Genomic DNA, 25,578 nt, shown 5'->3' on the forward strand with positions numbered 1-25,578 from the left:
TTATGGCGGCATTTTCTTTGATCGGGCCAACAATTTTTTTAGTGTCAGGTCAGTCTTTCAACCAATTCATTTTGACCCTGGGGCTGATTATTTTAGCTGTTGTTTTGGGTTTAACAGCGTTTATTTTTATTCGCATTTTTTTCAATTGGTTGCAGGCAAAATTGGAAAACAACAGTCTTTTTTTGAGACGCTTGTTCACAAGAAACACTGGTCATTTAACCGCTAATATTTCACCACCTGAAAAGGTTTTTTTAGAACCCCGATTCGTAGAAAGTGACGGCAAGTTAACTGCTACTATTTTTGGAGGCAAAAGCGATATTTCAAAAGCGCTTGAACCCGATATAATCTGCGAAAATTCAGCAGCGGTTGCCTATCTATACAAGCCGATAGCCCTTTGGCACGGGCGCTTAATTTTGCCCTCAAACGAACAGCGCCAGCCCTACGGTTCAGTGTTTTTTGAAGTAATAAATGCCCCCAAAAAATATAAAACTTTCATTGGCAAAACAGCATTTTTGAAGTGGAGTACAAATCGCGAAGTACAGTTTTTTGTCCACGCAGTCAGTCAAGATATAAACTTCACACAAGAAACTAAAAAAAGTCAAAAATCTGGCAACATCCATCCAGATAGATTGAACGGCTGGCGAAATGTCGGCCCTTTAGAAACTCTAGCAGGCAGCAGACTCGAAGACAGTGTGACTGTGATGCTACGCAGACCCGTGATTGCGGTTAATTATAGCAGCAGCGATCGCCAGGAACTCACGATCGATCGCGAACCAGTACAAATTATCGGACGTTTCTGCGCCTTAGTCTCAATTTTACAGAGAAAAGAACCCGACAGCGACAAATTTATTGTCCGGCATTTCAACAAAACATCTCAACAATTTGACGGCGCAGCCGAAATCATTCGGATTCCACAAGTACAGCCAGACAAAAATGGCGTAGCGAGGTCTACCAATCACCTGATCGAACAATCGCCATTAAATCCAGACGGCTGGTATATTTACGGCGAAAGAGACGAAGACAGTATATTTGTAGTAGAGGCAATCGAACCCCGTAAAATTGCCCAATTAACACCAGATGAAACACATTTAGGACTGAAAAAATCTCTCGCTTATTTAAACAGCAAAACTTGGGAAAATACACCCGCCCAAAAAGGGCAAGCAAAAAGAGTATTGTTAACCCCAAATGATGCTACAGAAAACGATTCCATCTCTCCTTGGCAAGAAGGAGATATCGGGATAGTGATTCACAGTTTCGGGGGTATAGGTGGCAAAAAAGGCGAACGGCCACCGCTGGGAATTGTCACCGGACATTTTGCTTTGGGAGTAGCAAAAGTAGTGCGCGATCGCTTTACCAGCGAACTGCGTTTTGACATAGAATACAAACAAGTTTACGCCCACAATCCCGACGGAATTGTCGCCGGTTCCAGCAAATGGCAAAGCTACATGGGAGACTTGCAGCGCGGCTGGTTGGGCGATCGCCCGGTTTGCGATATCATCTGTAAATTAGACTGCGTGTGTTGCGACTACGATTTTGGCGGCATCACCTTGTCGCCTTTAACCGAATTAAACCAGCAACTAGATATCATGATGGCCCGCTACCGCAGCGGAGACGGCACCGGCGCAAGTTTAGTCACGCCAGCAACTTCTTGCGTGCAAGATTCAAGTCAGGCAATTTACGCGACAATTAAAAAAATCACTTCCGAAATCGAGTCAAATCCTCAGATTCAAGACTGGCTGAAAACACATCCCACCCACGCACAAACTCAAAGATTTCAGCAGTTGCTGGCTTTAGGAGAGAGTTTAGAAAAAGTATTAATGCCCCTCGGCATTGTCCGTCCAGATTGGCGGAAAAATTCGAGATTGGCGGGGATTGATTCTGAACTGAAAAAAACCTTTTTTGCTGGTATAGTAACCCTGATAAAAACTGCTATTAGTTACCGAACAATGCTGCCCAGGCGCACCCAAGATGAAATCGCCAAAATTCTCTTAAAACAGGGAGAATTTTTGTGGATAATTCGCACCAATCAAGTCGGGGGATTTGACCCAGATATTGAGCCGATCGCACCTACAGGGCTTTGAATCAGCAATCGGTTTGTAGATGATTCGGCGATTGAAATCGCTACTATAAAAACAAAGTCTGCCTCCGCAGACTAAGAGATCGAGAGGCATTTAAGCCCGATTTGGTATAAGACTTAGAAAAAGCTGCAAAACTCTTTCGTGAAAAAGGGATATAACTCATAGGTTGCACCATTGTCATACCAATTTTAAAAAAGAATGCAACAGTATTCTTGTTCCCCCCCTTTGCAAGGGGGGGCTAGGGGGGGTCGAAGAGTGTTGCACGATTTTAGAGAAATGGTATCAATTAGCCTTTTATGAACAGGCAAGATGCCTGTTCCACAAGAAAATTTATCTTTTGTGGAACGGGCATCTTGCCCGTTCTTGAGAATGGTGCAAGATGTGAGATATAACTAATACCAAATCCGGCTTATTTCTTAGTCCGCGAAGGCGGACTTTGTTTGTGTAGTAGCGGTTTCAACCGCCGAGTAATTATTCACTCTTACCAAGGAGTGACTACAACAGTGCCCCCAGGTGCAATAACTACTCGGAAATCAGCCAGCGGTTCTGCAGGTGGCCTGGTGCCAATCGGTTTGTAAAGCAACTCCGACAACGGCGCTTCGGATCGATCGACTGCTGCGGAATTCTCGGACTTGTAACCGACAATCGCGCCGTCTTGGGCCACACTCACCCGATAAACCAACTCCGCATCAACAGCAGGCTGATTTTTCACAACTCCGTCAATTTGCTGGGAAAGTTGGCCCTTCAACAGCTCGATTTCTGCCGGATCGGTAATCGGCACGGCTGCAGCATCAGGGCTTGCCAAACCTTCAGAAACAGGACGGGGCGTGCTTTCCGGCGAAGTGTTCGACTGCGGTGTGGCACTAGGTGAAGCCTCCGACTGCGGCGCGGAGTTCGGAGTCGGCGAACTCGGTTCAGTATTCGGAGTCCTATTCCCAGGCAGCAAACCGTCAGCAGGAGGCGTGGGATTGGGATTAGGCGAACCCGATCCGCCCGGATTCCGCGTCCCCTGATTCTGGCCCGCTGGATTGGGCTGCGGCACCGGATCTCTCTGGCGCTGGACTTCCGGCACCGGCACCAAGAAAAACGCCATCGCCGCCAAAGCCAAACTCGACACCCCCACGACAGCAGGCAAACTCCGCTTCGCCAAAGGTTCGGCCGACTTGATATAACGCTTGGAAATTGGGGTTAATTGCAGCGACAATTCCGGCAGCGTCTGGGTGTCGGCAAAAAATTGATCGATCGCCTCTACCAAGTCAAATAGCTGTACCGTCGTCAAATCAACTTTTGCCGACAGTTCTGTTTTTTGATCGATTTGGGTTGCGCTGCCTGTGGAGGCGGGTAGAACGGTCAATCGGTGCAAATTCCCGTCAATTCTGTGTAACTGCACCATACCCACATTCGGGCCGTAGCGATCGGGATAATGCACTCCGCTCATAAATTCTTGGGCGTAGCTGCTGACGGCCCTCACCAAGCTTTCAAAAAACTCCCGCCCCCCCGTCAGGGGCTCGCCGAGACCTTTCACATAGCATTCAGCGCTCATTAATATGGAAAGCACCGGCCGTATATCTAACTGGCTGGCTGCCGATCCATCGCTCAACCCTTCTAGAACTAGGGTGCAATTTGGCAGACTGTACTGACGCCTAATAGTCATTTTTTATTCAACTTCTCCATCAAACAGGCTAACCCAGAAGCGCTGCATTCCGGCTGTGCCTGTACAAAATAGCAGTTTACTCAACAAGTTCAAAGCTAGTTCGTTGAGCTTGTCGTCGGAATCGTAAGCTGCAACTAGCGATCGCTTGGGGTTCATACGCGATCGAAAATGAGCTCGAAAGCGTTCTAAATACTCGGCAAGCTGCAAGTTCTCGCTGAGGGGGATATTTCTCGATCGCAACTGCTGCGAGTCTAGCAGCAACTGGCGAATTGTGGCGGTTAACTTACGCGCCATATTACAGGCGATCGCCACCAGCGCTTTTGCCTCCACAATGGTAAGGGAGCGGCGCTGGGTATAGCGTCTCAGCGGGTTAGTATTACGCATCAGCCAAAGGGCAACCCGATTTTTGATAATTGATTCCAATTCCAGGTCTTTTGACACTGCCAGCATTTCTTCGGCACCTCCGAGATACAAGGCTTCGATCGCCAGCAACATCAAGTCAATTTGCAATCTGGCCCGGCGGGGACACCCGCCATCGTTCGGCGACAAGTCTGGCAAACTGTCTAAAATCAACGGGTTTGACTGGGTAAGCGAAGTTTCTGACGGCATTAAGATCACGGCAACATCCATTCCAAACAAACTATACGGGTATGTGGGGTATCGGGCATGACAAATTCAGAACCGACGACTCCTCAGCGATACTTTATTTCGATCGTTGACTTTTATGTATATCTTTACAATCTAGCAGCAACCGACCGTCGCGGGCGAGTTCCGGCGAGAGTTCGATCGCCCGTATCTGAAATTATAATTTTTCCAGGGTCGCGCTGTAGTTCCCGAAAGCGAGCGGGACGATCGCACCCTCGACATCCTTCCGACCTAACCGGATTTAATATCACAGAGTCGGAAACTGACAATGAATGTGACAATTATCGATCCCAATAGGGATCGATCAATGCTCATTCTTCTGGGGTTTCGGCGGCGCTTCTTTTTGAGCCGTAAAATCAGTAGCCCCCGCCTTATCAGTTAGACTAATTTTTCCCTTGAGGCTTTCTCCCTCCACAATTCCTCGCATTCTAACAGAACTGTTTTGACCCGTTGCTGTGGCATCGCGGCAACCCGTTAAATTAGGAACCGCACCCGACAAACTCAATCCTTGAGTTTCCCATTTGCCATGTAGAGAAGGTGTGTCCTCGGCTCTTTTTTCGCGATCGCCCTCGTTAGTACCCGATCGCAAATTACCGCTCAAATAAACACCCGATTGCTCGATTGTCAATACCAAAACATCAGATTTCAGACATTCGGGCAAACTGTTAGGATCGAAGCGATAATTTCCCGCAATTGCCGGAGGAGCGTTTAAATTTGCTTCCCCATAAGCAGTTACTACTTTAAACAGCAGTGAAACTGAGCCGATCGCAATCCCGTAAAATGCCAGCGATTTAAGGCTTAAATGATTCATAATCTTGGTAATTAGTAATTGGGAATTGGGAATTGGGCATTGGGCATTGGGAATTGGGAATTGGGAATTGGGAATTGGGCATTGGGCATTGGGCATTGGGAATTGGGAATTGGGAATTGGGCATTGGGCATTGGGCATTGGTACTAACTCACCAATAACCAATAACTAATAACAACTGCCAACTGCCAACTGTCAACTGTCAACTGTCAACTGTCAACTGTCAACTGCCAACTGTCAACTGCCAACTGCCAACTGCCAACTGCCAACTGTCAACTGCCAACTGTCAACTGACTACATTTGAGGAAGTACCGAAGCCAAGTGCGATCGCGCTTTAACGTAACACCGTGCAATCAGCAGCGAAGAATGACACTGCACCGCCAATTCATCAGTATACTGTCCCAAAGTTTGGCGCTCAATTCCCCACTCCCGACTCGTACCCGCAATAGTCAAATCAGCATTAGCAGAAGCAGCAATCACCGCTTGAATTGGCTCAGCAGCCTCCACAATTGGAGTTTCAATGCGCGATCGTACCTCAACCGGCAACTGTTCCATCACTCGTTGAAACTCGTAACTCAGCTCGTTTCCAGATTCCCCGTCAACCGCCACCCGCAGCACCGTCAAACGGCGTTCCTCGCTATTAACTAATAGTCTCAGCGCCAATTCTAACCCCAAATCATCATGAATATTTGCCGCGTAAGGTACTAACAAGTTATTCAATTTTTCCCGACCTCTGTCAACAAAAATTGCTACATCCACCTTAGCATTGCTGAGAATTTGGCCGACACGTCCTCCCAAACGGTTGCTGCTAAAAGTCGGCCTGTGCCATCCTACCAAAATCAAATCCGCGCGATCGATTTCCGCAATTTGTGCCGTTTCCCGCGCCACATCATTAGTAACCCGAATGATGGGATGTACGAATTTTCTCGCCTCTGCCAGTTCCAAACTATCAATCAATTCTGATAATTTCGAGTGGCGTTCTTGAATAATGCGATCGGCTTCTGCAGGCGTACTTTCAAATGCATAGTCATCATTTAATTCTATCAAACTCAGAGGATGAACCGCCGCCGACTTTAAATCATCACCGCCCATACCAGCAGCCGGCTGCGCCAGCGCTACCGCTAGTCGCAGTAAACCTTTCTGCGTGCTGGGATTGGCAACAGGTACTAAAATTCGATAAGTGTGCAGCAATTTGTTAGCAATTTCTTCGCTGCTGTCACCACTTTGTGAATCTTCTAATTCTGAATCCTCAGAGTTAACTTCTGAAATATCTAATCTAATTAACCGTTTTGGATAAGTCCACTCCAACAGCGGCGAAGTCATAAAAGTTGTCACTAAAGCCATGATGACTAACATTGTAAATAGTAGCGGCGAAACTACACCCAGAGAAAGACCGATATTCAGCACAATTAGTTCAGTCAAACCGCGAGTATTCATCATCCAACCAAGCGCAGAAGCTTCCCGGTTGCTAATGCCGCAGACTCTAGCAGCCGCATAAGTGCCGACGTATTTGCCGACAATTGCTACTCCCAAAACTGCGGCGCACAGCAGCCATAATTCGGGACTGTTGAGCAGGCCGATTTGAGTACGCAAACCGCTGTAAGCAAAAAAGATTGGCAGCAGAAATATTAGGACAAAATCTTCGGTTTTTTCAGCTAATTCTCTGGTGAGTCCGGCATTTTTTGGCATTGCAGCCCCAAGCAAAAATGCACCGAAGATTAAATGAATGCCGATCAATTCAGTAATTAAGGCAGAAGCTACAACTCCCATGTAAATTCCCGCCAGCACTAACTGCGTTAATCTGCCCGTGCGGTTGTAGTGCTTGGAAAGCCGCTGCAAGAACCAGCGAACTACAGTCATCATGAAACCAATGTAAATTAAAGATGCAATAATGGTCGGCAAAGCGCCCAACATCGAATTAGTTCGAGTAACTGCGATCGCCACCGCTAACAAACACCACGCCGTTACGTCATCTACCGCAGCGCAAGTCAGGGCCAGCGTCCCCAATTTTGTATTCTGCAAGTTGTGCTCGGTAATAATTCTTGCCAGCACCGGAAAGGCCGTAATTGACATCGCAGCGCCCAAAAACAAAGCAAAGGCGGTAAAGGAAACGCTATTATTTGAAACGATCGGATACAGCAGCAGTGCTAGGATGCTTCCCAGGGAAAACGGCACTAAAATGCTGACGTGGGAAGTTAAAATTGCTATATCTAAATTGCTTTTGAGATACTTGGGATTCAGTTCCAAACCAATTAAAAACATGAAAAATATTAGCCCCACTTCAGATAGGACGTTGAGGAATGGAACGGCTTCGGCGGGAAAAAGTGCTGTTGCTAAATCTGGTGCAATTAAGCCCAACAGAGAAGGGCCGAGCATAATTCCTGCGACAATCTCTCCAATGACTTGAGGTTGTTTGATCGATCGAAATGCTAAACCGACAAGTCTCGAAAGTGCGATCACAATTAGAACTTCAAGCAAGACGAGAATGGGGATGGGCATGGCGTTTTTAGCTTTGGGATTTTTGCGGATCGAGAGGGCAGGCTACTAAAGCTGACTGAATTGCCGATCGAAAAAATGGATACCAGCTCGATCGAAGGTAAAAGGCGCCAGAGGCACCAACAACGCCATTCTCTCACAAGCAAGCGAACAAAGGCTTTGGCAACCTCCCACCTAGATTTTTCGTTTTTAAGAAGCGCTTGCGAGTAACTCTAACCGCATCGTGCACACCCCGCACCCAACCCGCCCATTAAATCTCACATCCGAGTGCCAAGCCAACCCTACAGATATCAGATTGTTAGAAAAAGTAGCGCGCGCTGTGATAAACTAGAAAAGTTGTTTAAATTCGCACATCCGGGTTTTCGGGTGTTTCGAGGGCGCAAGCCTTGAGAAATACTACCGGGTGGAGGATTAACCCGAATACAGGAGTTCAAAATACAATGCCAGTAGTCAGTTTGGCTCAAATGCTAGAGTCAGGAGTTCACTTCGGACACCAAACCCGTCGGTGGAACCCGAAAATGGCTCCCTACATTTTTACAGAGCGCAACGGGGTTCACATCATCGACCTCGTGCAAACCGCTCAGCTTATGGAAGATGCCTACGAGTACATGAGAGTGGCCTCGGAAAAAGGCAAAAAGTTTTTGTTCGTGGGTACGAAGCGCCAAGCTGCCGGGATTGTAGCCCAAGAAGCTCAACGCTGCGGCGCTTACTACGTCAACCAGCGCTGGCTTGGTGGAATGCTCACCAACTGGACGACGATTAAGTCGCGAGTCGAGCGCCTCAAGGATTTGGAGCGCCGCGAGGAAATCGGTGCTCTCGATATGTTGCCGAAAAAAGAAGCTTCGGTGCTGCGCCGAGAAATGGCAAAACTCCAGAAGTATCTGGGCGGAATCAAAACTATGCGTAAGATTCCTGACGGAGTGGTGCTGGTAGACCAACGCCGCGAGTATAATGCTGTGTTGGAATGCCAAAAGTTGGGAATTCCCATCGTCTCTCTGTTGGACACCAATTGCGACCCGGATTTGGTTGACATTGCGATTCCGGCAAATGACGATGCTATTCGATCGATCAAGCTGATTGTCGGCAAGTTGGCTGATGCCATTTACGAAGGTCGTCACGGTCAGCAGGGCGGCGACGCTGACGAAGACTACGACTACGAAGGTGGTTATGAAGGCGCTGAATATGATAGCGAAATCGAAGAATTGGATGACCCCAATTATGTAGATCCCGACGAAGCTGAGGCTGAAAGCGAAGAAACCGAAAGCTAATATTGCGATCGGAATTTAACACCAGGAAATTAAAAATTAAAGATTAAAAATTAAAAATAATTATTATTTTTAGTTGGATATTTTTAATTTTTAATTGTACATGGCACGAGTCTAAGTCATTAGTATAATTCTGGCAAAAGCATTCATTGTGTTAGTGTTAGCACCAAAATTAATTATGGTGCTACACGTACAAAGTCGGTACTAAGATCGAGTGGGTATTTATTCACTTTGGTCTAATCATTAACATTAAAATTAGTGACTAATGACTAATGACTGATGACTGGTGACTAATGACTAATGACTAATAACTAATTTTGATTGGGAACTTAAGGAAGATGGCGGATATATCTGCAAAACTTGTTAAAGAACTGCGCGAGAAAACCGGCGCGGGCATGATGGACTGCAAAAAAGCCCTGGTTGAAAACGATGGCGATATCGAAACATCCATTGAGTGGCTGCGGAAAAAAGGTCTGGCTTCGGCAGGTAACAAAGGTGGACGAGTTGCCTCAGAAGGTATAGTAGGCAGCTATATTCACACCGGCGGCCGCGTCGGCGTGTTGGTGGAAGTTAACTGCGAAACCGATTTTGTCGCCCGCCGCGAAGATTTCCAAACTTTGGTACGCAATATTGCAATGCAAATTGCAGCTTGCCCAAATGTGGAATACGTGAAAGTTGAAGATATCCCCGCCGAAATTGTCGAAAGAGAAAAGGCAATTGAAATGGGCAAGGATGACTTGGGCAACAAGCCGGACAACATCAAAGAAAAGATTGTTCAAGGGCGGATTGAGAAGCGCATGAAAGAGTTATGTTTGATGGATCAGCCTTTTATTAGAGATCAGAATATCTCGGTGGAAGAGTTGGTGAAACAAACGATCGCCCAAATTGGCGAAAATGTCCAAGTGCGCCGCTTCGTGCGTTTTGTCTTGGGCGAAGGCATTGAAAAGGTAGAAGCTAACTTTGCCGATGAAGTGGCAGCCCAAATGGGTGCTAAATAATCCCAAATTAAGATTGAGAATTAACAATTTAAAATGTGAAAAATTAATTTTTCACATTTTAAATTGTTAATTTTTACAGGACTTATGGACAGACTATATTTGTATGAGGTACACTGCAAACCTTGCTACTACAGACAGATAGCGTAAAAATTGTAAAAATTTAAAACTTGCGTAAATCCTATTTTAATTTTATACGAGAGATATGGTGCGACCAAGAGAGCGAATAGAGCAAGATTTGGCAGGACTCGAAGAGGCTTTAGCAGCCTTGACTTTGGAGTTTCGCAGTACCTACGAAGGTTATTTAACTGCGTTGGGACAAGCGGTGCGGCAGCAGTTAATTTTGGCTTGCTATCACCTTTGCACTCAAGCAGTACCGGAGTCGTTTCTTAAGTTGTCCTTCGAGGGGAGGCAAAAAATGCAGCAGTCTGTAAGGGATTTGGCTGCGGCGTCGGAGGAAAAATTGCGATCGCTGGTGACTGAATTAGAAGCAGAGGAAGAAATAGAGGAAGAGGAAGAGGAAGAGGAAGAGGAAGACGAAGACGAAGACGAAGACGAAGACGAAGACGAAGACGAAGACGAAGACGAAGAGGAAGAGGAAGAAGAGGAAGAAGAGGAAGACGAAAAGGAAAAAAACCAAGTTTCCGCAATTAACTATCTATTTTCATTGGCAAATTATCAATTGCCAAACGCCAATTCCCCTGAAAGTTTGGCACGCTGGCAAAAGAGTATTGAAAAGTCGATCGTCCATATACTCAAGCTGCTTTCTCGCGACACCAACCGCTTGCTGCAACAGTCGGGAATCTTGCCGAGTCAATTGCCAGAACCGGTTCTAGAAGCTGCTTCTGGTGCTGAATCCTCCGGCGATAGTGTTGCTGGGCCGCCTAACTTATTAAACTTAATCATTGAAACCGATGCCTCATCAGCATCGCGAAAATTGGCAGCAACCTTTAGTAGTAGGGCCCTGCACATTACAGCGATTAAACTGCGGCTATCGGAAATAGAGTTTGCCGATGCGGGAACCTCGGCTTGGCGCCAGCAAATTCGTAACCTGTCTGTAAAGTTGAACTCGCTGGGCCGCGATTACCAGAAAAAGCAGCGGGAACTCGCTGTGGCGGAGGCTGAGTCCGCTTGGAGATCGAGTTGGTTTGAAGATTAGTCAGTTGTCAATTGACAGTTGTCAGTTGTCAGTTGTCAGTTGTCAGTTGACAGTTGTCAGTTGACAGTTGACAGTTGACAGTTGTCAGTTGTCAGTTGTCAGTTGTCAGTTGTCTGGAATTCTTGAGCTATGATTAATAACTAATGACTAATGACTAATGACTAATGACTAATGACTAATGACTAATGACTGATGACTGATGACTAATTACTAATGACTGATGACTAATAACCAACCCGAATGGCAGCGATTGCAAAAAGCTCTTTCAGTAGAAGCCGATCGCGGATTTAACGACATCCAAGGCAGTCAATACCGCTTCAGCGAGTTTCTCGGCCTGAGTTTGAGACAGTTGGCAGGTTCTGTAGCAGGTTCTTCGCGCGATCGAGCTAGACAACTAGCCGCTGAATTTGACATCTACCCTCAGAAAGATCTCGAACAGCGCCAACATTCGATCGCCATTACGGTCAGTTTTCTGAGACAAATGGAGCAAGTTTGGGAACAAGAAACTCGCCACCAAGAAGAACAGGCAGGACAAGTCAGACCCGCAAACGCTTCTGAACCAACCGCCCCAGCAGTTTCCGTTCCCCGAACTGCACCCCTGAGTACAGCACCCCCACCCCCCAGCCTGACTCTAGACCAACAGTTAACCCGCGTCACCGGCATCGGCCCTGCCAACGGCAACCGCTTGGCAAAACTGGGTTTATACACTGTATATGACTTGCTTTACTACTATCCACGCAACCACATCGACTATGCAAAGCAAGTACAAATTCGCGAGCTAGTAGCCGGGGAAACTGTAACTTTAATCGCTGAAGTAAAGCGCTGCAATTGCTTTTCTAGTCCAAAAAATAAGAAGTTAACCATATTAGAAGTAATTTTAAAAGACCGCACCGGAGAAATAAAAATTAGTCGTTTTTTTGCAGGGCCTCGCTACAGCAATCGCGGCTGGCAAGAATTCAAAAAGCGCGAGTATTGTACCGGTGCAGTGCTAGCAGCTTCGGGCTTGGTGAAGCAGGGTAAATATGGAATTACTTTAGAAAATCCCGAGTTAGAAGTATTAGACGACTCCGGCGGTGCGATCGAATCGATGAAAGTCGGCCGCCTGATACCTGTTTATCCGCTGACTGAGGGGGTGGATGCCGGTTCGGTGAGGCGATCGATCTTAGCTGCAATGCCGGCGGCGAAAATGTTGCCAGAATCGCTACCGGAGGATTTGCGCGAGCGTTACAGTTTAATGGGTTTAGCGGATGCTGTGACTAATATTCACTTTCCGCTCGATCGAGATTGTCTCGCCGCCGCCCGCCGCCGCTTAGTTTTTGACGAATTTTTCTACCTGCAATTAGGCCTTTTAAAGCGTCGCCAAACCCAAAGAAAAGCTCAAGCTAGTGCAGTCATCCTTCCTAGTGGCAAATTGATCGAACATTTTTATGAAATCTTGCCTTTTGCCTTGACTAATGCTCAGGAAAGAGTCATCAATGACATCCTCAACGATTTAGCTTCGCCGCAACCGATGAACCGATTAGTGCAAGGCGATGTCGGGGCTGGCAAAACTGTAGTCGCCGTAGTCGCAATGCTAGCAGCAATTCAATCCGGCTATCAAGCCGCTTTGATGGCACCGACAGAAGTTTTAGCAGAACAGCATTACCGCAAATTGGTAGGTTGGTTTAACTTGATGCACTTGTCTGTCGAACTGTTAACTGGTTCGACAAAAGTAGCAAAGCGCCGCGAAATTCACAGCCAGTTAGAAACCGGAGAATTGCCTGTTTTAGTGGGAACTCACGCGCTGATTCAAGATACGGTGAATTTCCATAAATTGGGTTTGGCGGTAATTGACGAACAGCACAGATTCGGTGTGCAGCAGCGCGCTAAGTTGCAGCAAAAAGGCGAAGCTCCACACGTTTTGACGATGACGGCAACTCCCATTCCCCGGACGCTGGCGCTGACGCTGCACGGGGATTTAGATGTGAGTCAAATTGATGAACTTCCCCCCGGTAGGCAGGCGATTCAAACCACTGTACTGTCTGCCAAAGAACGTATTCAAGCTTACGATTTGATTCGGCGGGAAGTGGCAAGCGGGCGTCAAGTTTATGTGGTGCTGCCGCTGGTGGAGGAGTCGGAAAAGTTGGACGTGCGATCGGCAATTGAGGAAAAAGAGAAACTTGAAAAAAGTGTATTTCCTGAGTTTAAGGTGGGTTTGCTCCACGGTAGGATGAGCAGTGCTGACAAAGATGAGGCAATTACTAAATTTCGGGACAAAGAAACTGATATTTTAGTATCTACTACTGTGGTTGAAGTGGGAGTAGACGTGCCGAATGCAACGGTAATGCTGATTGAAAATTCTGAGCGTTTTGGACTGTCGCAACTGCACCAGTTGCGGGGGCGAGTCGGTCGGGGGCGCGATCGTTCTTATTGTTTGTTAATGCCCGGTTCTAAGACTGCGGAAGCTATGCAGAGAATGAAGGTTTTAGAACAATCTCAAGATGGTTTTTTTATTGCGGAAATGGACATGAGATTGCGCGGGCCCGGTCAGGTTTTGGGAACTCGGCAGTCGGGTTTGCCGGATTTTGCTTTGGCGAGTTTGGTGGAGGATCAGGAGGTTTTGGAGTTGGCGAGGGCGGCGGCTCAAATGGTAATTGAGAATGATGAAAGTTTGAATCAGTGGCCGGTGGTGCGCGATGAATTGGAGCGGAGATATCAGCGGATGATGAGTGGGTCGATTTTGACTTAGACGGCGGTTGAAACCGCGTCTACAAAAACGAAGTCCGCCTCCGCGGACTGAATAAAATAACGCAATTTAAATCGCCAGGTCTTCAACCTGCGGAGGCAGGTTTTGTGTAGACGCGGTTTCAACCGCCCGGTCTTCTCCGACCAAAGAAACCGGGTTTTTCAGCTTTGTCTGGGTTATTTTTATGAATTATCATGGTTCAAGCACTTATTGACCCAAGAATCCTTCGCAGGAATGACGAGGAAGTGTCAAAATTAAGATAGTCCTGCCAGAAACAGGGAAAAGGAAATCCGGCCTGTACTGGCCTTACCAGGCAACATTGATTCCTCGCTTGTCACGCTTGCAGGTGGTCGCCGACGGTTCGTCGCATTTAATCTCAACAGTAATTATGAAAGATCTCACTCGTTATCGAAATATCGGCATCTTCGCCCACGTAGATGCTGGCAAGACCACCACAACAGAAAGAATCCTCAAACTGACAGGTAAAATCCACAAAATTGGTGAAGTTCACGAAGGCGCGGCGACTACTGACTTCATGGAACAGGAGCAAGAGCGCGGTATTACGATTCAGTCCGCTGCTACCACCTGCTTCTGGAACGAGCATCAGCTCAATATCATTGATACTCCCGGACACGTCGATTTTACGATCGAGGTTTACCGTTCGCTGAAAGTTCTCGATGGTGGCATCGGCGTGTTCTGCGGTTCCGGTGGAGTTGAACCGCAATCTGAAACCAACTGGCGCTACGCTAACGATTCCAAAGTCGCTCGCATCGTCTACATCAACAAGCTCGATCGCACAGGTGCAGATTTTTACCGCGTTGTCAAGCAAGTTGATAAAATCCTCGCAGCTAAGCCGATGGTGATGGTATTGCCGATCGGCATAGAAGAAAAGTTTTGCGGCGTAGTCGATTTGCTGACCCGCAAAGCCTGGATCTGGGATGACTCCGGCGACCCGATGAACTACGAAATCAAAGATGTCCCCGCCGATATGGTCGATGATGTCGAAAAATACCGCGAACAGTTGATCGAACTGGCCGTCGAGCAAGACGACGCTCTGATGGAACAATATCTCGAAGGCAACGAACCGAGTATTGACGACCTGAAGCGCTGTATTCGCAAAGGTACTCGCGATCGGGCATTTTTCCCCACATACTGCGGCTCATCGTTTAAAAACAAAGGCGTGCAGTTGGTTCTCGATGCTGTAGTTGACTACCTGCCGAACCCGATGGAAGTCACACCGCAGCCAGAAGTCGATCTCGATGGCGAAGAAACCGGCGAGTTTGCGATCGTCGATCCCAACAGGCCGTTGCGGGCACTGGCGTTTAAGATCATGGACGATCGCTACGGTGCTCTAACCTTCACGCGCCTGTACTCCGGTAAGCTGTCTAAAGGCGACACCGTACTCAACACCGCCACAGGCAAAACCGAGCGCATCAGCCGTTTGGTGGAGATGCACGCCAACTCTCGCGAAGAAATTGAATCCGCGCAAGCAGGGGACATTGTGGCGATCGTCGGCATGAAAAATGTCCGCACCGGACACACCATCTGCGACCCCAAAAATCCCGCAACCCTAGAGCCGATGGTATTCCCCGATCCCGTCATTTCGATTTCGGTCAGACCGAAGGTGAAAGGCGGCGAAGAAAAAATGGGAGCAGCCCTCACCAAGATGGTACAAGAAGACCCATCCTTCCACATGGTGACGGATCAAGAAAGCGGCGAAATGATTCTGAAGGGGATGGGCGAGTTACACCTCGACATCAAAGTAGACATTCTCAAGCGCACCCACGGCGTCGAAGTAGAAGTCGGCGAACCGCAGGTAGCCTACCGCGAGTCAATTACCAAGCGCCTCGAAGACGATTACACCCACAAAAAGCAATCAGGTGGTTCCGGTCAATTCGCCAAAATCGGCTACGTGATCGAGCCTGGTGAGCCTGGAAGCGGCTTCATATTTGAGTCAAAAGTGACGGGTGGTAGCGTGCCGAGAGAATATTGGGCATCCGTGGAAAAAGGCTTTGAAAGCTGCATCGACAAAGGCGTCTTGGCCGGATTCCCCTGCCTAGACTTGAAATTCACGCTTCTAGAAGGCGGTTTCCACCCCGTTGACTCGTCAGCGATGGCATTTGAAATTGCGGCCAAAGCGGCCTATCGGCAGTCTTTGCCGAAAGCTGGCCCTCAGTTGCTCGAACCGATTATGAATGTCGATGTATTCACTCCAGATGATTACATGGGCGACGTGATCGGCGACCTCAACCGCCGCCGGGGGATGATGAAATCTCAGGAGACAAGCCAGACAGGAGCACGGATCAAGGCAGATGTGCCGTTGAGCGAAATGTTTGGTTACATTAGCGACTTGCGTACTATGACATCTGGGCGCGGCCAGTTTTCCATGTCCTTCTCGCACTATGCTCCTTGTCCGAGCAACATCGCTGAGGAAGTGATCAAGGAAGCGAAAGAGCGTCAAGCTGCGAAGTAGTGTATTTGACTCCTGGTAGGTGCTATCTGGAGTCAAACAGAAAAATTAGATCCCCGCTTTTTGAAGAAATCGGGGATCTAATTTTTGTAAACTATCGGTTAGAATAAGTCAACAAAACATATTAGATAGTAGAATCACGAGCAGACTTCAACAACATCTTGATTTGTTCAAGACTTAATGGTGGTGAACTACGATGAATCATAGCGTGACAATTTGGGCAAACAGGACGCAAATCTTTTATAGGGTCAATTTCATACTCTTCTGCAATTTCTGAAAGGGGTTTTAGATGATGAACATGAATGAAACCTTTTCCCAGTTGCCCAAAAGCTCTGCCAAAATCGAAACCACAAATAGAGCAAGTTGAACCGTAATAATCAATACATTTTTGCCTAGCTTTAGGCTCTCGTTCATAGGCGTTGACTGAAACTTGCCGTACTGCCCCCTCACGAAATGTTTGTACTAAATCTACTTCATCAGGAAAGAATTTAGTAGGAGTTACAGATTCCTGAACTTGAAGCGGATTTTGCCAATCCCACAAACATTTTAGGTATTCCTCAAAACGATCTTCCTCACCAAGAAACACATTTATTGCAGCACGAAAGATCGCAAAGAGTTCGACAAAGTTATCAATCACTGGCTGAGCTGCATCTAGGTCTTTAATAGGAAGAACTAGATGTGGACTCGTAATAGAGGTAGCTTGCCACTCTCGTTCAGGAACTAATTGCATCTTGTTAATTAACTCATCATACTCTAACTTTTCAGGTTCTCCCGGTGCAATAGCCTCAGAGTAAAGTTCATATCCACCCTGCTCCAAAATCCGAGTAACATCTTCCACATGGTTCTTCAAAACTTGGACAATCGGATTGGCTTCTAGCCCTCTTAATCCAAAAAATTTCACACATAAACTATCAGAAGTACACTCGAATCTCAGTTGAAAAATCCAAAGTTTTCCTTTTATAGCCAAGCCAGCGGTTGCTAGTTTGAAGGGCATTGTTTTCTTGGATTCAGGGCGATGAGCTGGTGTAGTCGTTATTCGGCAATCTGAGAGTACATCTGTGCCATAAACTTGGTGAATAAGGTCACAAGCTTGTTCAATGAGTATTTTAAGCTTAGGTACAAGTAATTCTTTTAGCTTATCAGCACGCTCTCGATTGTCTTCGACTGAGAAGAGATATTGTTCAGCAGACCCTATCAGTGGCAAGTCAACGATTTGTGACAATTTATATTTATTCTTCGACATGACAAGTGCAACGAAAACTAATCTATATTTTAGCTTTTTTTTCGACATATCCTAAAATAGGTCATGCTTCCCCGGCTCCTAAAACTTGTGCTGTGGTGAGTTTCAGCCTTGTAGGGTGCGTCAGTTAGAATAGTTACGGGACAAGGGAAACGCTTATGGACTGACGCAGCCTACTATCGTCTTTTAAATGCCGAACAGCTTATGACTCAAATAAATCCCGATCGCACTGCTGGTACAATTGCGATCGACGTTTGCGCTCAATCAAACGGGCAGTATCTTTGTCAGATATCGTCATCTCTGAGCGATCGCCCTGATGATACCATGAATTTTTACGGACAAACGAAAGAACACGCGATCGCGATCGCCCTGGAAAATTTAGCATCTCGCTACCGCCAGCAAGCCGAAGACTCTCAAAATATAGATTGGGATGCGGTGGAAATTTCGGATTCGGGAGTGCCGATTGAAAAGCGTTATCACGTAATTTTGCACTACGAACGAATTGCTAAAGATGAATCTAAGTTTGAGGCAATGCACAATACAATGATGGGAAATACAGTAGTTGAAAATGCCAAAATTTCAATAATTGAGATCGATCCCGATATCGAAATCGAGGCCAGAGGGCTATCAAAATATTGAGCCCTCGGAACTTAGGTGCAGATGGGCATCTTACCCTACGCATCAACGATCGAAACGTGAGTTTGAGGCGGCGATCGACTAGAAGCGCTCGCATAATTTCAAATCCCCAAAATTTCTTTTCTATTACTCCCCCGCAAAATCTGCCCTAAACTTCTCCACAACTCGATTCAACTCAACTGAATGAGAAGCTTTAAATAAAATCCGATCGCCCTTTTCGACAAATCCCAACAACCGCTTTGCTAAATCTTCCCGCCCATCCTTGGCTGTAATATCTCCTACCTGCACAAAAGGCAAACCAGCCGCACCCGCCGCCATCGCCGCTGCTTCCTCAAAATCAGCAAAAATAAACAAAGCATCAAGCTGCAAATCTCGCGCCGCCCTTCCCACTTGTCGGTGAAATTCGATCGCCCTATCGCCCAATTCCTTCATCGTTCCCAACACCGCAATCCGGCGCTTTCCTGGAGTATCTGCTAACAGTCTCAGGGCTGCCAACATCGACTCCAAACCAGCATTGTAAGTCTCATCCAAAATCACAATATCCTGCGGCAAATCGTAGCGGCGCGCCCGTCCATCCGGTAACTGCACAGACAAACCTTGCTTTAAAACTTCCCAATCAATACCTAACACTTTTCCTACCGCCAAAGCTGCTAAATAATTTAGAGCATTGTGTCGTCCCGGCAGCGGCAGCGGCAATTCTATACCTTCTATAAGTATTGTATCATGATTGAGCAATTCTCCGCACAAATCCCCGCCTTCTAAACCATAAGTTAAAGTTTTTCCCTGCCAAACTTTGGCCGCAGTTGCGATTAATCTGTCACCATCGTGATTGAGAATAGCAATGCTATCTTTAGGCATTTCGGCTAACAACTCGCACTTAGCTTGGGCGATCGCCTCTTCCGAACCCAATCGCCCGATATGCGCCGTTCCTACATTAGTAATTACCGCCACAGTAGGACGCGCAATTTGCGACAGCAGCGCAATTTCGCCACTCCCGCGCATTCCCATTTCAATTACAGCATAATTGTGGGTCGGCGAAAGCTCCAACAGAGTTTTTGGTACGCCAATTTCATTGTTGTAGTTATATTGAGTTTTAAGAACATTTCCCTTCGTTGACAAAACCGCCGCAATTAACTCTTTAACAGTAGTTTTACCTACAGAACCAGTAACAGCAACTATAGGTATACTGAATTGGTCACGCCACCAACGGGCGATCGACTGATAAGCTTTTAAAGTATCGTCCACGCGCAACACCGGAAAATTAGGCAATTCCTCTTGCCAATCTCGATCGACAATCGCTGCTATCGCCCCCAAATCCAGAGCTTTTGCCACAAATTGATGGCCGTCAAAATTGTCTCCCCGCAGCGCCAAAAATACTTCACCCCCCTCAAGAGTGCGCGTATCTGTGGCAATACCTGTCCCTAAAGTTGTCAAAACGCCCTCAGACAGAGCAGGCCAAGGTACAGTTAAAATTTCAGCAAGTTGGGCGATACTTACGCGACAAACCATAACCAGCACTCACATTTCAAATAATTATTTTCACAGCTAATTCTACCTCGCCCAACCTCAAATTCAACTGACAGCCGGCTGCGGATCAGGATTGACCTTGATCATCGTAATACTAAATCGTCCCCTCACTAAGAAATTATCCCGTACCCACCCACAATCTTTACCAATACTTTACAAAGTAGATGGTGATTTAAGGCCTTGCTAATTACCAACAATTCATGCCATGCTGGTGTTGGTAAATAGTTTAACTAAGCAAAAAATATCGATCGGCTTAAGCTGCTGACAGCTTCTACCCATAAGCCTCATCCGACGAGAAGCTCGGTTGACTCAATTGTTGCGATTCATTGGCCAATTCATCAAGATAATAGCGCTGAAAGCTCCTGCCCCAGCCTCGGAGGGTTAATCCACAGTGAACGACTACAACAGACAAAGCCACGAAGAAGAACAGCTACTTTACAAGCATTGGCTAGAGTTGGTACAACGAGAGCAGCCGGCCGAACTCATCAGCCGCTTTCGCACTTTGTTTGTCCAGGGTACCGGATATCCCGATCGCTCCGTCGCCGACGCACTCGAAAAAATAGCACGATCAGAACACGCTGAACAAGAATTCAAATACATCCTCAACCGCTGCTGCCACATCCTGATCAACCGCTGGCAAACTTACCCCAGCAAGCAAGCAGCCATCCCTGAATTGATCGCTCTGTTTGAAGAAGCGCCCAAAATATTATTTGGATACAATCGATTGGGGGGGCGAGGCTCCATTCCCCAATTAGTAAATCACTTTACCGAAAGCGAACAGTACCTCACCCTCAAACGCTTAGCCAAAGTCATAACTCACAGCAATGAAGATAGCAGCAACAGCAAAGCCCCTGCTACCCTTGCCCTCGGAACCTTAATTCCTCGCTACCCTTACCTCTACAAACACTGCCTCCTCAGCGACGATAGCACCTACGAACAGCAAAAAATCATTAAAAAAATCCAAGCTCAAAAGCAGCAGCAATTTGAGATCAATCTCTCACAATACGTCGCTCACCAAGTGAGAAAAGCCCAAACAGCGCGTCGAGAAACCTCAATTTCCTTTGGAAGATTTATACAACCTATAAAAAACCCAACGCTGTTGAGCGACCCCGAACTGTTTTTTGCCCTCAAGCAATTTGTCGGAAAAGTAGAGGGAGCCGATACCTACAGACAGCTAGCGGGCCGCTTCACGGCGAACGCCAGCACACATCAGTCCTACCGCTCTTTTAAAGACGACTTGTACGAATACCTGATTTCTTCTGTCACCGATGAGCGCTACGGCAAACGTCTCTTTAACGAAAAATTGTATAAGCAACTACAAAATACCCTGTCCCACAGCGATGATCAGAAATTCAATGAATTTTTAATGATCAGAACTTGCAGCCAGTTATTGAATTTTTTAGTAGTAGAGAGTCCTGTGCGGCCCAACCACTTTGTCTTCATCGACCTAATCTCAAACCTCGGGCCCACCCAAACCACAGGTTTGCTGCTGAAAATCGTACTAATTTGCGGCAAAGTCAAGCCCTACCTAGAAAAGCGGCTGGCAATTTTGTTCGGTCACTACGAACTCAGTACCCGAGAAGGCGTGGTGTGGTTAGTCAAAGCCCTGGAAAACGTAAACCTAGCTTTGAGTACCAACTTTGGCAAGGTAGACGTATCTTTCTTGCGGTGAGAGGGCGCCACAACTTTCTGTGCTTCCACTGCAGGCAAAACATCACACCGAGAAACCTGGTTTCTGAATACCCTAAAAGTTTTAGGTTTAATTAGAAGACTTAGTTAACTGCTGAAACCTATTCAAAAGACACTATTCTGTGTTAAAATCCCATGTGTATCAGATTCGGTTGCAGGCTTTGTTCATTGCTACAGAATTGTCTAAAAACTTGCCCTTCTGTATCGGCAGGGAACTCTCCGAAACTGAAATCTTTGCACTGTCTAAATTTTGGAGTTATTCCTCATGTCGATATACGTCGGTAACTTATCCTACCAAGTTACCCAAGAAGACATCACCACCGTCTTCGCCGAATACGGAACCGTTAAGCGAGTACATCTACCTACCGACAGAGAAACCAGTCGCCCCCGCGGCTTTGGTTTTGTAGAAATGTCCACAGATGCAGAAGAAGATGCAGCGATTGCTGCTCTCGACGGAGCAGAGTGGATGGGTCGCGACCTCAAAGTTAACAAAGCTAAGCCCCGTGAAGATGAAGGCGGCCGGGGCGGCGGTAACCGGGGCGGTGGCGGCCCAGGCAAATTTGGTCGCAGCGGAGGAGGCGGCGGAGGAGGACGTTATTAATTTCCTAGGATAAAGATTTGAGATTGGAGAGTTGAAATTGGCGCGAGAGCTCACCTAGCTCCGAACCACTTCCGGCCGTTCCGAACAACCTATGCTCTTCAAATTTCCATATCTACCCGATTAAATATACCAAAAAGCCAAGGGCCTAACCCTTGGCTTTTTGGTATGAGAGTTGACGGTATGAGTCTGAAACCGGCTGGGCGAATCCGTTGCAGTACCGTCAGGTTCTAATCGTCAGGTTCTATGCTGCTGCTCAATCCGTGATTATTGAGTGTTTCAGCGTAAAACTCAGCGTGTTCGAGAGCGCAAACAATCACCAATCCCATCCCGTTAGTATGGGCTTCCATCATCACATTTACCGCCTGTGGCTGAGTCAGACTTGGTACCGTCGCCATCAAAGTCTGCACCACGTACTCCATAGGATTGAAATCATCATTGTGCAGCAGGACGCGGTAGCGCGGTGCAAGCTTGCGGACTGTGGAAGGCTTTTGAATAATTTCGACAGACACTAATCTATACCTCCTGACTTGTAAAATGTTAAAATTTGTCAACAATCTTGAGCCGGATTCCTCCGCTGTGCAAGAGTATGTCACTTTCAGCTATTTTATTGAAATCTGAAAATTCAGACAAGGCAGCCCCTTGGTTGATCGCTCGCTGTGAACCCAACACCAAACCCACAGGGGGTGTCCTGGGTCCTCCGCAACCACCTTCCTAGCGCCATAATATTAGAAAGGCGAGATCGGTTAAAAATAACAAACTACTACCTGTTGAGTCTCCAGAACTGAGGGAACCTTATATGAAACGCAAACCTAAATCCTACAACGACGACAGATTCAGCGGCGACCCATCCCGGGGAGATGAAGACTCCGGCTCATTTGGCGGACAGTCGCGGCGTCAACCTCAGTCCGGTAAACCCTCTTTCCTCAATTCCGCCACCCTAGGGATTTTAACAGCCGTCTTTATTCTGGGAATTGGGATTGGCATTGCCTTTAGCTCCACAGCTACAATTAGCCCTGAGAACGTAGCCTCGCGTGAATTTATCGATCGCAGCGCCCCGAACCCAGAACTTTGCGTGCAGTTTGGAGCAAGCGCGATGGTGACAGATATGCGCCTCTACGTCACCCTCAACCCCTTCAACGTCTACATCTCGCAGCCAAGTATGCGCCCCGGATGCGTTTTGCGAACCAATAACTGGGCAATTCTGGAACAAAGAAAACTCATCAGCCAAGACCAAGTGCGCGATTGCAAAAATCGCATGAACACTTTTGGGTTCACCGGCCCCCTGGAAGCTCAACCCGAAATTAACTGTATCTACCAAAACGACGGCGCTAAAAACCTGTTCCTCAACCAACCGGGTTCGATAGCTCCAACCACGGAAGGTCAAAATTTCTAAATCCCCGATATAGCGGTTTTCAGTTGAGTCAATTACAGATATGGGGTAGGACTTTGGCAAAGCCTAAGTCCTTACTTTATTTCATAGAATGGAAAATTGCTCTAAGGAATGAGAATTAAATAACCTGCAATGCGATTTTCTTGTGGGATGGGCGTCTCGCCCGTCCCTTATAGACGGGCGAGACGCCCATCCCACAGGCTTAGGCAAATTATTTAATTCACAAACCGAACTGCGGGAAATCTTCGGTTAACTGAACTTGCAAAATTTGGCCGGGTTGAATCGTAGCAGGTTGAGGAGCCGCGACGTAAGTTGTAGCAACACCACCGGCTGCTCCCGCCAACAAACCGAGACCAGAAAAGCCGCTCAGCAAGAACAAAGCTAAGCCACCAATACCAGTATTTCGCAACAAACTGCGATCGGAAGGCTGAGGCCGTCGGCCTCCCACGGCTTGGGAGCGAGCCAAGAGAGGGATATTGCGGCCGTTCAGACTAATAGCTTCGACCACAAATCGACTACCGAGGTTGGTCGTTTCAAACCGACCGATGACAGGCGTATTAGCAGGTACGATCGTATTACCGCGACTGTCGAGAATTTCCCCTTGCAGCAGCAACACTTCCTCTCGGCTGGGCTTCGCTTGCAGCCGCAAAGCCCGATCGCCGGGGTATAGCAAACTGAGCTCCGTGCCCGCCGGCAACAAGACATTCGCCCCAGCTGCAGCCTGCAAAGGAGCATTTGAGCGGCCGCGAGGAAGTGGTTCACCAAAAGTAAGCGTCCGCTGTTGGGGTGCAGCAGCAGCCGTTATTTGAGGGGCTAGGCGGGGTACAGCAGCAGCTTGTACACGACGGCGTTCGTTAAGGCGAACATTGACTAAAGGCACTCTTAGAGGCCGGATTTGGTCATTTGAAGTTGACCGCGGCGAAAAACTTGTAGCGGGATTCGGGGAAGTAGGAGGTTCAGGCCGATCGACCTTTGGGACACCAGTTGAGTTGGAATCAGTCGGTGGCTGGTTTTGCGGTACTTGTATGGCAGGCTGGGGTTGAGTTTCGGAAGTTTCCATAATTGGAGTCGGTGCCATCGAAGGACGCAACACCCAGCGATTTTCTACCCCACTTTTTTGGAATAGAACTTGCCCTGGGCTGAAACCGACTCCAGGAGCCAAATTGACCAGAATTCTCGCCGTTCCCGGTTGAAGTTGACTCACCCCCACAGAACGCACTCTGCCTTGCGGATATAGCTGAGTTGCATCTACTCCGATCTCAGTATTGGGTAAATCCACAGCAATCTGAGACGGGTTGAGTAGAGAATATGTGGGGGTTGTTCCCTCTGGAAGAGTAATTTCTAGCTGATTTGTCGCCGGATCGAATTTCCAACTTGTGACTGTAGAAGCATTTGCTGGTTCCAGTGTTGCCGGCACTGTCGCAACTGCGACGACTGCTAGACTCAGACTCAGTGACTCCGCAAACAATCCCGCTGGTAGAGAATTAACAGTCAATTTTTGTAAGTCTTCCCAAAATCTTGGGAGTAATTTTTTGTATGGCATGGTGGCTGGCTGAAATTTTTGATCTGAAATAAATTATGGATGGGAAAATTTTGCCTTCGGATGACGCTGAAAGTTTAACATTATTGCGATATGAAAAATTTAACTAAATGGAAATTATTGCGATCGCGCTTCGTTCTTAACAACAAGTGGTGTCAGGTTAGACAAGATGAAATAGAATTGCCAAGCGGACAAATTATAGACGACTTTTTTGTTAATGTCCGACCCAATATCGTCCTCGTATTTGCGACGACAGAGCAGCAAGAACTTGTATTAGTGCGCCAATACAGGCACGGAGTAGGAGAAATTTTGCTGGAACTGCCTGCTGGATCTTTCAACCCTGCTGAAGAGAGCGGGAAATCGGCAGCCGCCAGAGAACTTGCCGAAGAAACGGGATATGTTGCTGAAGAATTGTTGGAACTAGCAACCTTATATGATAACCCCGTCAAAGACACCAATTCTATCTACCTATACTTTGCTAAAAATGTCAAGCTTATCAGCAAAGTACAATTAGATATTACAGAAGATATTGAAGTAGTTTTAGTTCCTATTGCTGAAGTCTTGTTGAAAATAAAAAACCGAGAAATTTGTGTAGCAGGAAGCATCGCAGCTATTTTTTTAGGATTAGATTTTTTGAATAAACAGCGGTAAGGTGCTGTG

20 protein-coding genes are annotated in these 25,578 nt (G+C 47.1%); 12 read left to right on the top strand and 8 right to left on the bottom strand.

All coding sequences use genetic code 11. The features are described 5' to 3' along the window. Positions 1 to 2: 2 nt before the first annotated feature. Positions 3 to 2,081: an abortive infection protein gene (locus QUA44_RS02895; RefSeq protein ID WP_333276368.1), complete on the top strand. Its 2,079-nt coding sequence runs from the start codon at positions 3 to 5 to the stop codon at positions 2,079 to 2,081. 478 nt (positions 2,082 to 2,559) lie between these two features. Here the strand turns inward: QUA44_RS02895 and QUA44_RS02900 are convergent, their stop codons facing one another. Beyond that, positions 2,560 to 3,732, bottom strand: a complete 1,173-nt coding sequence (locus QUA44_RS02900) for a DUF4335 domain-containing protein (RefSeq protein WP_333248121.1) — start codon at positions 3,730 to 3,732, stop codon at positions 2,560 to 2,562. Positions 3,733 to 3,735: 3 nt separating this feature from the next. Then, entirely contained in the window at positions 3,736 to 4,362 is a 627-nt protein-coding gene (locus QUA44_RS02905; protein ID WP_333248123.1) for a DUF3038 domain-containing protein, read from the bottom strand. 36 nt (positions 4,363 to 4,398) lie between these two features. Between QUA44_RS02905 and QUA44_RS02910 the strand changes: the two genes are divergently transcribed. After that, on the top strand, positions 4,399 to 4,674 hold the full coding sequence (locus tag QUA44_RS02910; protein ID WP_333248125.1) for a hypothetical protein: 276 nt from the start codon (positions 4,399 to 4,401) through the stop codon (positions 4,672 to 4,674). 7 nt (positions 4,675 to 4,681) lie between these two features. Here the strand turns inward: QUA44_RS02910 and QUA44_RS02915 are convergent, their stop codons facing one another. Further along, entirely contained in the window at positions 4,682 to 5,326 is a 645-nt protein-coding gene (locus tag QUA44_RS02915) for a hypothetical protein (RefSeq protein ID WP_333309480.1), read from the bottom strand. A gap of 153 nt (positions 5,327 to 5,479) precedes the next feature. Next, the gene (locus QUA44_RS02920) at positions 5,480 to 7,684 is read right to left on the bottom strand and encodes a cation:proton antiporter domain-containing protein (protein ID WP_333248131.1); all 2,205 of its coding nucleotides are present in this window, start codon (positions 7,682 to 7,684) and stop codon (positions 5,480 to 5,482) included. A gap of 437 nt (positions 7,685 to 8,121) precedes the next feature. Here QUA44_RS02920 and rpsB point away from each other — a divergent pair, with 437 nt between their 5' ends. The 5 genes from rpsB (at position 8,122) to fusA (ending at position 16,298) form a co-directional block, all read left to right on the top strand. Continuing rightward, complete coding sequence (rpsB, locus tag QUA44_RS02925) at positions 8,122 to 8,949, top strand: 30S ribosomal protein S2 (protein WP_333248133.1); 828 nt, start codon at positions 8,122 to 8,124, stop codon at positions 8,947 to 8,949. A 335-nt stretch (positions 8,950 to 9,284) separates the two neighbouring features. Next, the gene (gene tsf / locus QUA44_RS02930) at positions 9,285 to 9,944 is read left to right on the top strand and encodes a translation elongation factor Ts (RefSeq protein ID WP_333248135.1); all 660 of its coding nucleotides are present in this window, start codon (positions 9,285 to 9,287) and stop codon (positions 9,942 to 9,944) included. Between the two features lie 202 nt (positions 9,945 to 10,146). Continuing rightward, a complete protein-coding gene (locus tag QUA44_RS02935) occupies positions 10,147 to 11,100 on the top strand; it encodes a hypothetical protein (protein WP_333248136.1) in 954 nt (317 codons plus the stop codon). Between the two features lie 220 nt (positions 11,101 to 11,320). Beyond that, a complete protein-coding gene (gene recG, locus QUA44_RS02940) occupies positions 11,321 to 13,828 on the top strand; it encodes an ATP-dependent DNA helicase RecG (protein WP_333248138.1) in 2,508 nt (835 codons plus the stop codon). Between the two features lie 385 nt (positions 13,829 to 14,213). Then, positions 14,214 to 16,298: an elongation factor G gene (fusA, locus tag QUA44_RS02945; RefSeq protein ID WP_333248140.1), complete on the top strand. Its 2,085-nt coding sequence runs from the start codon at positions 14,214 to 14,216 to the stop codon at positions 16,296 to 16,298. Positions 16,299 to 16,419: 121 nt separating this feature from the next. Here the strand turns inward: fusA and QUA44_RS02950 are convergent, their stop codons facing one another. Next, positions 16,420 to 17,586 (bottom strand): HNH endonuclease, encoded by a 1,167-nt coding sequence (locus QUA44_RS02950; RefSeq protein WP_333248142.1) that lies wholly within the window; start codon positions 17,584 to 17,586, stop codon positions 16,420 to 16,422. A 153-nt stretch (positions 17,587 to 17,739) separates the two neighbouring features. Here QUA44_RS02950 and QUA44_RS02955 point away from each other — a divergent pair, with 153 nt between their 5' ends. Then, a complete protein-coding gene (locus QUA44_RS02955) occupies positions 17,740 to 18,174 on the top strand; it encodes a hypothetical protein (RefSeq protein ID WP_333100235.1) in 435 nt (144 codons plus the stop codon). Positions 18,175 to 18,297: 123 nt separating this feature from the next. Here QUA44_RS02955 and QUA44_RS02960 read toward each other — a convergent pair whose 3' ends face one another. Then, positions 18,298 to 19,680, bottom strand: coding sequence for a UDP-N-acetylmuramoyl-tripeptide--D-alanyl-D-alanine ligase (locus QUA44_RS02960; protein ID WP_333248144.1), 1,383 nt, complete (start codon positions 19,678 to 19,680; stop codon positions 18,298 to 18,300). A gap of 409 nt (positions 19,681 to 20,089) precedes the next feature. On the opposite strand from QUA44_RS02960, the gene QUA44_RS02965 reads away from it, so the two are divergent. Both QUA44_RS02965 and QUA44_RS02970 read left to right on the top strand, forming a co-directional pair. Next, the gene (locus tag QUA44_RS02965; protein WP_333248146.1) at positions 20,090 to 21,370 is read left to right on the top strand and encodes a hypothetical protein; all 1,281 of its coding nucleotides are present in this window, start codon (positions 20,090 to 20,092) and stop codon (positions 21,368 to 21,370) included. 282 nt (positions 21,371 to 21,652) lie between these two features. Next, the gene (locus tag QUA44_RS02970; protein ID WP_333248148.1) at positions 21,653 to 21,988 is read left to right on the top strand and encodes an RNA-binding protein; all 336 of its coding nucleotides are present in this window, start codon (positions 21,653 to 21,655) and stop codon (positions 21,986 to 21,988) included. A 227-nt stretch (positions 21,989 to 22,215) separates the two neighbouring features. Here QUA44_RS02970 and clpS read toward each other — a convergent pair whose 3' ends face one another. Continuing rightward, entirely contained in the window at positions 22,216 to 22,497 is a 282-nt protein-coding gene (gene clpS / locus QUA44_RS02975) for an ATP-dependent Clp protease adapter ClpS (protein WP_015178019.1), read from the bottom strand. 287 nt (positions 22,498 to 22,784) lie between these two features. Between clpS and QUA44_RS02980 the strand changes: the two genes are divergently transcribed. After that, positions 22,785 to 23,381 carry a DUF3172 domain-containing protein gene (locus QUA44_RS02980; protein ID WP_190736215.1) on the top strand — a complete coding sequence of 199 codons (597 nt, stop codon included), beginning with the start codon at positions 22,785 to 22,787 and terminating at the stop codon, positions 23,379 to 23,381. A gap of 217 nt (positions 23,382 to 23,598) precedes the next feature. On the opposite strand, the gene QUA44_RS02985 is transcribed toward QUA44_RS02980, so the two are convergent. Further along, entirely contained in the window at positions 23,599 to 24,921 is a 1,323-nt protein-coding gene (locus tag QUA44_RS02985) for an AMIN domain-containing protein (protein WP_333248149.1), read from the bottom strand. 90 nt (positions 24,922 to 25,011) lie between these two features. Between QUA44_RS02985 and QUA44_RS02990 the strand changes: the two genes are divergently transcribed. Further along, entirely contained in the window at positions 25,012 to 25,569 is a 558-nt protein-coding gene (locus QUA44_RS02990; protein WP_333248151.1) for an NUDIX hydrolase, read from the top strand. Positions 25,570 to 25,578 lie beyond the last annotated feature (9 nt).

Source organism: Microcoleus sp. N9_A2 (genome assembly GCF_036701775.1).
Classification (GTDB): domain Bacteria; phylum Cyanobacteriota; class Cyanobacteriia; order Cyanobacteriales; family Microcoleaceae; genus Microcoleus.

Bases quoted from the DNA above. Each gene is read 5' to 3' on its own strand.
- QUA44_RS02895 (WP_333276368.1), top strand. From the start codon at position 3: ATGGCGGCATTTTCTTTGATCGGGCCAACAATTTTTTTAGTGTCAGGT.
- QUA44_RS02900 (WP_333248121.1), bottom strand. From the start codon at position 3,732: ATGACTATTAGGCGTCAGTACAGTCTGCCAAATTGCACCCTAGTTCTA.
- QUA44_RS02905 (WP_333248123.1), bottom strand. From the start codon at position 4,362: ATGGATGTTGCCGTGATCTTAATGCCGTCAGAAACTTCGCTTACCCAG.
- QUA44_RS02910 (WP_333248125.1), top strand. From the start codon at position 4,399: ATGACAAATTCAGAACCGACGACTCCTCAGCGATACTTTATTTCGATC.
- QUA44_RS02915 (WP_333309480.1), bottom strand. From the start codon at position 5,326: ATGCCCAATGCCCAATGCCCAATTCCCAATTCCCAATTCCCAATGCCC.
- QUA44_RS02920 (WP_333248131.1), bottom strand. From the start codon at position 7,684: ATGCCCATCCCCATTCTCGTCTTGCTTGAAGTTCTAATTGTGATCGCA.
- rpsB (WP_333248133.1), top strand. From the start codon at position 8,122: ATGCCAGTAGTCAGTTTGGCTCAAATGCTAGAGTCAGGAGTTCACTTC.
- tsf (WP_333248135.1), top strand. From the start codon at position 9,285: ATGGCGGATATATCTGCAAAACTTGTTAAAGAACTGCGCGAGAAAACC.
- QUA44_RS02935 (WP_333248136.1), top strand. From the start codon at position 10,147: ATGGTGCGACCAAGAGAGCGAATAGAGCAAGATTTGGCAGGACTCGAA.
- recG (WP_333248138.1), top strand. From the start codon at position 11,321: ATGACTAATAACCAACCCGAATGGCAGCGATTGCAAAAAGCTCTTTCA.
- fusA (WP_333248140.1), top strand. From the start codon at position 14,214: ATGAAAGATCTCACTCGTTATCGAAATATCGGCATCTTCGCCCACGTA.
- QUA44_RS02950 (WP_333248142.1), bottom strand. From the start codon at position 17,586: ATGTCGAAAAAAAAGCTAAAATATAGATTAGTTTTCGTTGCACTTGTC.
- QUA44_RS02955 (WP_333100235.1), top strand. From the start codon at position 17,740: ATGACTCAAATAAATCCCGATCGCACTGCTGGTACAATTGCGATCGAC.
- QUA44_RS02960 (WP_333248144.1), bottom strand. From the start codon at position 19,680: ATGGTTTGTCGCGTAAGTATCGCCCAACTTGCTGAAATTTTAACTGTA.
- QUA44_RS02970 (WP_333248148.1), top strand. From the start codon at position 21,653: ATGTCGATATACGTCGGTAACTTATCCTACCAAGTTACCCAAGAAGAC.
- QUA44_RS02980 (WP_190736215.1), top strand. From the start codon at position 22,785: ATGAAACGCAAACCTAAATCCTACAACGACGACAGATTCAGCGGCGAC.
- QUA44_RS02985 (WP_333248149.1), bottom strand. From the start codon at position 24,921: ATGCCATACAAAAAATTACTCCCAAGATTTTGGGAAGACTTACAAAAA.
- QUA44_RS02990 (WP_333248151.1), top strand. From the start codon at position 25,012: ATGAAAAATTTAACTAAATGGAAATTATTGCGATCGCGCTTCGTTCTT.